The organism is Aquimarina sp. I32.4, from assembly GCF_002924285.1.
In the GTDB taxonomy this organism is placed as follows: Bacteria; Bacteroidota; Bacteroidia; order Flavobacteriales; family Flavobacteriaceae; genus Aquimarina.
The window spans coordinates 1-9,020 of record NZ_PGUB01000140.1 but is presented as its reverse complement, the minus strand read 5'-3'; the positions used below and the strand labels follow the sequence as shown (position 1 = coordinate 9,020).

The window sequence follows — 9,020 nt, the reverse complement described above, 5'->3', positions numbered from 1 at the left end:
TTGACAGCCTCTACCTATGTTACCCATCTAGGGGATTATAAGGAATTCATTACAAAGATGGATTATCATTTGGAAAACCTGAACTCTCTTGTCTTTATAGCAGATGGCGCAAGGTGGATTTGGAAATGGATAGAACAACACTATCCTGAAAGTATACAGATTGTAGATTATTATCATTGTAAAGAACATCTATGCGAATTTGCTAAACTTTACTATAAAGATGAAAAACAAAGATATAAGTGGATTGATACATTCTCAGAAATGATGCTCACCAAGGGGATTGACCCCATTATTGTAACACTTGAAAAATTACCAGAACAGCGCAAAACAACTGGAAAAAGAAACACATTGATCAACTATTATCGTAAAAATAAAGACAGAATGCAGTATCATAAATATATTGAAAAAGGGCTGATAATAGGATCGGGAGCCATAGAATCTGCTCACAAAGATGTGCTGCAACAGCGATTGAAGTTATCTGGGCAGCGATGGACTATGGAAGGTTTTCAACAAATGGCGCAACTAAGAGTAGTATATAAAAGCAAACAAGAACACAGGATCAAACAATTATGCCAAAATGCAGCATAATGGGAAATTTGTCGTACACCCTTTGTGGAGTGGCTACTCATATGTACCAATTCTTCAATAATAGCTTCGCCTTTATCTTTGTTATACCATATCTGTAAAAACTTTTTAAAAGCATCATCTATTTTTCCGTTTTGGTTTTTATATGCTACAACCATTTTTGTTGCCATTTCTGATCTGGGACCCCATTGATGTAGTACGTTTAATGCTTGATCAAGAATAATGAGTTTGGGGATAGATCGTGTTCCGTTGGTTAAAAAATGACTCATTAATTCAAGATTTTCATCTCTTAACACAATTTTTAAATCTATAGCAGAAGTTGAGGTCGCAATTTTATTAAGAATAGGGATGGTTTGTGCGCCATCTGCACACCAGCTCTCTAGAATAACCAACCACGTTTGTTTTATAGAGATGTTTTGAAAAATAGAGATTGCCTGTTTAGGAATAACTATCGTTTTGTCTAATCGACGCATCCTACTGGCATTTAGTTTGGTAAAGTTGATTTTTTGTTCAGTTTGTTGTATTCCGGTAGTTTTATTTTCTTTTACCAAAGAATTGATTAATAGTAGATATTCATCATACGATATACTTTTTAAAACGCTTTTTTGTATTATTTCCCGAATTATCATTGTAGTCCATTTTTATGTTATATTATTTTCCAATACTTTTTTTGAGTTAAGATTATTACTATTATAGTATCCACCTTTATTTTCTTTTCTTTCAAGTGATTGTGTAATGATTAGATGTGCTACATTGATCATATTTCGCAATTCGCACAAAGAGGTATTTATCTTAGAAGTTTTATATAAATCTTCTACTTTATTGTACATACTATCCAATTGTTCAATAGCTATTTTTAGTGTGTCATTAGATCGCACAATGCCTACATAATTTCTCATTAATTTTTGTAGTTCAACAGTATTTTTTCTGATAAAATCATTACTACTATTATTTAGAGCCTTGTCGTCGTTCCAATCAGGGATAAAAACCTTGGTATGTTTAGGAGGGTGAGAAGATATATAGGTATAAATATTATGCGCATATACTAATGCTTCTAGTAGAGAATTAGATGCTAATCTATTGGCACCATGTAATCCTGTTCTAGAGCATTCGCCACAAGAAAATAGATTTATAAGAGTAGTTTTTCCATGTTGATCTACTACAATACCACCACATAAATAATGAGATGCTGGTACTACAGGAATCCAATCTTTTGAGATATCAATATCAAGACGCTTGCATTGCTCATAGATAGTAGGAAAATGTTGTCTAAAAGTATGTATGTCAAGATGAGTACAATCTAAATAGACATGGGTGTCTCCAGTTTTTTTTAATTCTGTATCAATAGATTGTGAGACAATATCTCTTGATGCCAGCTCTGCACGGGGATCATAGTCGGGCATAAATCGATGTCCTTTTTTGGTACGTAAATAAGCTCCAAAACCACGTACAGCCTCAGAAATTAAAAAAGCAGAACCTTGATTTGTGGTATACAAAGCTGTGGGATGAAATTGAATAAACTCCATATCTTGTATATTTGCTTTGGCACGATATGCCATAGCAACTCCATCTCCTGTTGCAATAGATGGATTTGTGGTATGCCCATACACGCTACCAATTCCTCCTGATGCTAATAGGGTGCTGCCTGCTTTTATTGTAAGGGTGTTTCCTGTTTTTTGATTTAATACATATGCACCATAGCAAGATAATTGTTTTGGGATAGGGGTATCAAGATGGTGTTCTGTAATAAGATCTATGGCAAAATGATGTGACAGTAGGGTTATGTTTGCAAGTTGATGTATACGTTGTAATAAAGAACGTTCTATTTCATACCCAGTAATATCCTTATGATGTACTACGCGGTTTTCAGAATGTCCCCCTTCTTTACCTAAGTCATAATTTCCTTGAGCATTCAGATCAAAGCTTGCTCCCCAGGTGATAAGTTCATTAAAACGTTTAGGCCCTTCTTTGATCACCATTTCTACAATCGATTGATTACATAATCCATCACCAGCGATCAATGTATCCTGAATATGTTTTTGAAAAGAATCTTCTTTGGTATTCAAAACAACCGCCACCCCCCCTTGGGCATATTTGGTATTAGATTCATCCTCATCACCTTTGGTTACAATGGTAATTGTTTTATGAGGGAACTTTTCGGCTATTTTGACAGCAAATGTTAATCCAGCAACTCCAGAGCCTATAACGAGGTAATTGGTTGTAATCATATTATACAGAGAGTTCGAGCATACGCTCAATGGGTATTAATGCTTTTTCACGAGTATCTTTGGGAACATCTATCTGCGGGCTTTCGTTTAATAAACAATCATATAGCTTTTGTAATGTATTAAGTTTCATATAAGCACATTCACTACAAGCGCAGGTGTTGTCTTCTTTTGAGGGAGCAGGGATTAGTTCTGTATTAGGAACCACCTGTTGCATTTCGTGTAAAATACCAGCTTCAGTTGCTACGATAAATTTTTGATCAGAATGTTTCTTTACATAATTAATCATTCCAGCAGTAGAGCCGATATAGGTAGCTGTTTTTAGAATATGTTCTTCAGATTCTGGGTGTGCTATGATTTTGTAATCAGGATAAGCGCTATGTAACTCTAAAAGCTTATCTATAGAAAAAGCTTCGTGTACTAGGCAGCTACCATCCCAAAGGAGCATATCTCTACCCGTTTCTTTCATGATATATTTTCCTAAATTTCTATCAGGAGCAAAAATAATAGGCTGGTCTTTGGGTACAGACTCTACAATTTTGAGTGCGTTGGATGAGGTACATACAATATCGGTAAGTGCTTTTACTTCTGCACTACAATTTACATAGGTAATTACGGTATGATTAGGGTGTGCATTTACAAATTTACTAAATGCTTCAGGGGGGCAAGACTCTGCCAGAGAACAACCTGCTTCTAAGTCTGGTAATACAACTGTTTTTGTAGGATTGAGGATTTTTGCAGTTTCTGCCATAAAATGTACTCCTGCAAAGACAATAATATCGACATCTACCTCTACTGCTTTTTGTGATAATCCTAGGCTATCACCTACATAATCTGCTATTTCTTGTATCTCGGGGCGTTGGTAATAATGCGCTAAAATTATGGCATTCTTTTCCCTCTTTAATCGGGTTATTTTATCTTGTAATTCCACTTCTGACAATTAAAACTTTTATGGACGAAAAATAGAAGTATTTATAACTGAAAAATATGACTTAAGTCATAATAGAAGATAAAAATATCTTTTTTACTACCTTTGACAGAAAAATAGATGTTATCCAATGCTTGCAAGTACGCTATTAGAGCAATGATTTATCTAGCAATACATACAGATGAAACCAAAAAGATTGGAGTAAAAATAATAGCTGAGGATTTAGAAACTCCTTACGCATTTTTGGCCAAGTTATTACAAAAATTAGCATCTGATAAATTGATTTCTTCTGCCAAAGGTCCTAGAGGCGGTTTCTATCTCAATGATACTGATAAGAAAAGAGCTATTTGGGATGTTGTAAAATGTATTGATGGTACAGAAAAGTTTGAAGGTTGTTTTTTGGGGCTATCTAAATGTAATGATATAAACCCTTGTCCTGTTCATCATATTGTTTCTCCTTTCAAAAAAAGTATACTAAAAGATTTTAGAGATAAAAGTATTCATGATTTGGTAAGAGAGATTAAAGAAAATGGGACCGTTATCTCCTTAAAAGGGTTTGATATATAGTAAGATATGTTCTTTTTGATTTGTATACGTATCAGTAGATTATCTTGGTTTAATAGTTATATTTTAAGGAAGTAATATATATCATGATATAAGTCATGAAATATTATCATGGCTGGTTTATTTTTGTCATATAATCTATAGATTTATGATAAATAAACAATTAATAGACCCTAGTAGTATTGTAATTATTGGAGGGTCTAATGATATAAAAAAACCAGGAGGAAAAATTGTAAAAAATATTCTAGACGGAGGGTTTCATGGAGATGTACGGATGGTAAACCCAAAAGAGGAGAAAGTACAAGGATTACAAAGTTATCGTGCGGTCAATGATATTCCTAATACAGATTTAGCCATTTTGGCTATACCAGCAAAGTATTGCTTAGAAACAGTTCAGATATTAACTACTCAAAAAAACACTAAAGCATTTATTATTATTTCAGCAGGATTTTCTGAAACTAATGAAGAGGGGCAACAATTAGAAAAAGAAATAGCGGATTGTATTGATAGTGTAAATGGCTGTTTGATAGGGCCTAATTGTATTGGTGTTTTAGGAGAGCATTACAAAGGAGTTTTTACCACTCCGATACCCAAGTATAGCAAAGATGGTTGTGATTTGATATCAAGTTCTGGAGCAACAGCTGTTTTTATAATGGAAGCGGGAGCTTCTTTGGGAGTAAAATTTGCCAATGTATACTCTGTAGGAAATGCAGCTCAAACAGGAGTAGAAGAGGTACTTGAATATATGGATACTAATTTTGATCCTCAGACAGACTCCAAAATCAAACTATTATACCTCGAGTCTATTCAAAACCCAGAGAAATTACTGAAACATGCCTCATCCTTAATAAAAAAAGGTGCAAAAATAGCAGCTATAAAAGCAGGAAGCACCTCTGAAGGAAGCAGGGCAGCATCTTCTCATACAGGTGCTATTGCAAGTTCTGATATGACAGTACGAGCCTTGTTTAAAAAAGCAGGTATTGTGTATTGTAGTAGTAGAGAAGAGTTATTGAGTGTAGCTTCGATTTTTAATTATAAACCACTTAAAGGAAAAAATATAGCCATCATAACACATGCAGGAGGTTCTGCTGTTATGCTTTCTGATGTACTCTCAAAAGGAGGCTTAAAAATACCTGTTATTGATGGTGAGGATGCAGAAGCACTAGAAAACTTTCTATATCCAGGATCTTCTGTAAGTAATCCTATTGACTTTCTGGCAACAGGAACAGCAGAGCAATTAGGAATTATTATTGATTATTGTGAGCATAAGTTTGAAGAGATTGATGCGATGGTGGTGGTTTTTGGTAGCCCTGGATTATTTGATGTAGAAAATGTGTATAATGTATTAAGTGTAAAATTAGACATTTGCAAGAAGCCTATTTTTCCAGTATTACCTTCTGTTATCAATGCTAGAAAAGAAATCAATACATTTTTAGAGAAAGGCAATATCAATTTTCCAGATGAAGTAGTTTTGGGTAAGGCTTTGACTCAGGTTTTTAAAACCCCCGAGCCAGTAGCAATGCATATAGAACTTCCTAAAGTTGATAAACAGAAAATCAGAAAAATAGTAGATACAGCACAATCTGGGTATGTATCACCTCAAGAAGCTATAGAGTTACTAGATGCATCAGGAATCCCCAGAGTGCATGAAGTGGTTGTGTCTGATAAAGAAAAATTACTTGCTGAGGTTTTAAAAATAGATTTTCCTTTGGTGATGAAGGTGGTAGGGCCTTTGCATAAGTCAGATGCGCAAGGTGTTATTTTGAATGTGAATTCATTAGAAGAAGTTAGTCATAATTTTGAGCAACTCATGCAGATTAAGGATGCTACAGCAGTTATGGTACAGCCTATGTTGGCGGGTCTTGAGTTATTTGTAGGAGTAAAAAAAGAAACAGGATTTAAGCATACCATATTATGTGGACTAGGAGGAATCTATATAGAGGTGATGAATGATGTTGCGGCAGGTTTAAGCCCGTTATCAAAACCAGAAATAGAAAAGATGATTACTTCTCTCAAAGGGTATGCATTGATTCAAGGAGTTCGTGGAAAAAAAGGAATCGATCAGCAACTATTTATAGACATTATTCAGCGTATTTCTGCATTGGTAGAAGTAGCTCCAGAAATTACAGAAATGGATATCAATCCTTTGATAGGTTCTCAAAAAGCAATTACCGCTGTAGATGTACGTATACAAATTGATAAATAAATAGTATAAACCTAATTAGCTTTTGCTATTTTGCCAATAGCACAACTTACAAAAGATTTAGCTTTTGTGATTGTGGTGTTGGTTTCTCCTTCTATAGGATATCCCAAGGCGCTTAATTTGTTTTTAACCAAGGCAAGCGCTTCTTTGGTGAGGTATTCAAAAGATAGGGTAGAGGTTTCTACATCAATAGTTGGACTAGCTATATTTTCTATTTGCGAAAGTTTGGAGATAATAGTATGAGAACAGCCTCCACATTTTAAGTTTTGAATTCTTAAGGATATTTCCATGTTCTTATTTTTTTTGATACTAAATAGGTTATATTTTTTCTGCACTATGTCTAAACCAGTTTTATTGGCTTTTGATATAGTGCAGAAAGATAGGTGTATTAAAGCTCTTTAATCTTTACATACATTTGAGCTAAGGTGTTTTTACTTTGCTTCAAATCATTTATTATTTGTGATTTAGAACTATCAAAAGAGTTTTCTATTTTTTGAAACAAGTTTTCGTAATAGGAAACCCCATCTTTTAGATTGTTTGCAAATGTTGAAAAATACTTTTTCTGTTTATCACTGATGGTCTCTTTTGTTTCTTCTACTTTATTTTTTAGATACTCAATATAAATAGCGAGTTCTTTTATAAACATATTAGGACGATCATCTGTAATTACACCTTTGGACTCACCATAAATATGGCTGGTAATCTCTTTTAAACTCATAACATTAGAGAAATAAGCCATATTAGGGCCAGGACATACAGAAACTCCTTTTCCTTCGATTTTGGTATCTAAGTTATACTTGAGCAAAGCCGAAGTTCCCAGACCAACGCAGGTACAGGATTTTTCTGTAATTTTTTGATATTCCTGATCATATTCTGCTGTAGAAAGCTCTTTTTCTTTAAGTTCCTTGATTTTTAAATGTTGATACTGGCGAGAAGCAGTACAGATTCCTTTTTCTGTGAGCTCCTTGTTTAATGCAACAAATTTTTTGGGGCAGGAACTTCCTGGTCTGTCTTTTTTGATTAAAGCCATTTTTTCTTCGTCTTTGGTATTTCCTTTTATACTATTAAAAGGGATTCCCAAAGGGGATATATCGCTCAAATACAAATCCTCTTCTTTGGCTTTTGTTAATTTATTTAGTGTGTCATCATCAACAGTAGTAGCTTCTGGTACTAGTAAAAAAGGAGTACCCCATCCTACAGAGTCTATGTTATAATGATCTAATAAAAACTGATGTTCTTCTGCCGTTCCTACTCCTCCTTGTGCAGTGATTTTTGTAGGTAGAGGAGATTTAGGAACCGTACGGTTTTTTCGCTCTAATACCTCTGAGATAATTTTATATGTTTCAGAGATTAATTCTTCTTTGTGATCTCTAAACTGGGCAAGTATTGGGCCTAGCAGATATCCATCTGTAGCAAATGCATGCCCACCACAATTAAGCCCTGATTCTATTCTGTATTCTGAAACCCATAATCCTTTCTTTGCAAAGAATTTACCCTGTATGAGAGCAGACCTGTAATCACTGACTTTTAAGACAATTTTCTTTTTGATTTCTCCCTTTTCATTAGGGTAAAAATCTTCAAAATTTTCCATATAGCTGTATAACCTTGGGTTCATACCCGCCGATAGGATTATAGAAGAAGATAAATTGCTATTAGCATATCCTCTTAATGCCGCATGAGCATCATTATACTCAGAGGGTAGCTTCTCCTTTTTCTTATAGTTCTCTTTATCTACTTTGGTCATGATGTTTACATCAATACTCCCCATAGATAAGTTTGATTCTATAAAATCTTTAATTTGATTAAGGTTAAAATCATTAGATGTAAGAGCATTAAACTTTTGTTTAAGAGCAGAAGTATCTGGTAGAATATTAAAATACTGTTTCAACTCATTACTACACTCGGTAGTAATGTTTTTAAGCTGTTTAAATTTTTTTTCTGTTAGATTATTGACCAAGTCGAGATACGAGGTAATTCTTTTTGCTCTAAAATCGTCTATACTGTCTGTAATTTCTTTGTAAGGCAGTTCAAATGTACTACAGTACATTTTTCTAAGTTTTTCTAGTAAAATATCGTCTACCAGAGAAATGACAGAATCTATGCCCAAATGAGAAACTTTTATAGGAGTATCAATAGTAAAACCTATTCCCATTACAGGAATATGAAATGAATGTAGTTTCATTATAGTGAATTAAGATTTGTAATGATATATCAATGAACTCACTTAAAACCAAAAAGTTTAAAATGAGTTTACTATATACTTCTGTCAAAAATCTAAAACATCAGTATGATAAAACATGATAAATGTCATGTTTGATGGGTAAGAGTAAAAAACATCCAATATCCAGTGCTATACACTTAATAGTAAAGCTTTTTAATTTGTAAGGTATTGATTTGTAGTGTTTAATAATTTGTAGTGGCTCTAGTTTATAATTGCGTTGATATTAGTTTTTGATATTGTGCTTCGATATTTCTGTAATTCTTTATAGCGTTAACATCTAGGACAGTTTTTTGT

Annotated in this window: 8 protein-coding genes; 3 read left to right on the top strand and 5 right to left on the bottom strand. The window is 33.8% G+C overall.

Annotation, left to right across the window (positions count from 1 at the left end):
* A partial coding sequence (locus CVD18_RS22420) for a UPF0236 family transposase-like protein (RefSeq protein ID WP_199185070.1) occupies positions 1-588 on the top strand: 588 nt, incomplete at its 5' end.
* Here CVD18_RS22420 and CVD18_RS20115 read toward each other — a convergent pair.
* The 3 genes from CVD18_RS20115 to nadA are packed head-to-tail and all read right to left on the bottom strand — an operon-like array spanning position 507 to position 3,750.
* On the bottom strand, positions 507-1,214 hold the full coding sequence (locus CVD18_RS20115) for a thioredoxin family protein (protein ID WP_233194603.1): 708 nt from the start codon (positions 1,212-1,214) through the stop codon (positions 507-509). The genes CVD18_RS22420 and CVD18_RS20115 overlap by 82 nt on opposite strands.
* A 12-nt stretch (positions 1,215-1,226) precedes the next feature.
* Positions 1,227-2,813, bottom strand: coding sequence for an L-aspartate oxidase (gene nadB, locus CVD18_RS20110; protein WP_103867290.1), 1,587 nt, complete (start codon positions 2,811-2,813; stop codon positions 1,227-1,229).
* A 1-nt stretch (position 2,814) separates the two neighbouring features.
* Positions 2,815-3,750: a quinolinate synthase NadA gene (nadA, locus tag CVD18_RS20105; protein ID WP_233194602.1), complete on the bottom strand. Its 936-nt coding sequence runs from the start codon at positions 3,748-3,750 to the stop codon at positions 2,815-2,817.
* A 108-nt stretch (positions 3,751-3,858) separates the two neighbouring features.
* Between nadA and CVD18_RS20100 the strand changes: the two genes are divergently transcribed.
* Both CVD18_RS20100 and CVD18_RS20095 read left to right on the top strand, forming a co-directional pair.
* Positions 3,859-4,305 (top strand): Rrf2 family transcriptional regulator, encoded by a 447-nt coding sequence (locus CVD18_RS20100; protein WP_103867289.1) that lies wholly within the window; start codon positions 3,859-3,861, stop codon positions 4,303-4,305.
* 145 nt (positions 4,306-4,450) lie between these two features.
* Complete coding sequence (locus CVD18_RS20095) at positions 4,451-6,508, top strand: acetate--CoA ligase family protein (protein ID WP_103867288.1); 2,058 nt, start codon at positions 4,451-4,453, stop codon at positions 6,506-6,508.
* An 11-nt stretch (positions 6,509-6,519) separates the two neighbouring features.
* On the opposite strand, the gene CVD18_RS20090 is transcribed toward CVD18_RS20095, so the two are convergent.
* Positions 6,520-6,795, bottom strand: a complete 276-nt coding sequence (locus CVD18_RS20090; RefSeq protein WP_103867287.1) for a heavy-metal-associated domain-containing protein — start codon at positions 6,793-6,795, stop codon at positions 6,520-6,522.
* 98 nt (positions 6,796-6,893) lie between these two features.
* A complete protein-coding gene (locus CVD18_RS20085) occupies positions 6,894-8,687 on the bottom strand; it encodes a hypothetical protein (protein ID WP_103867286.1) in 1,794 nt (597 codons plus the stop codon).
* Positions 8,688-9,020: the final 333 nt, after the last annotated feature.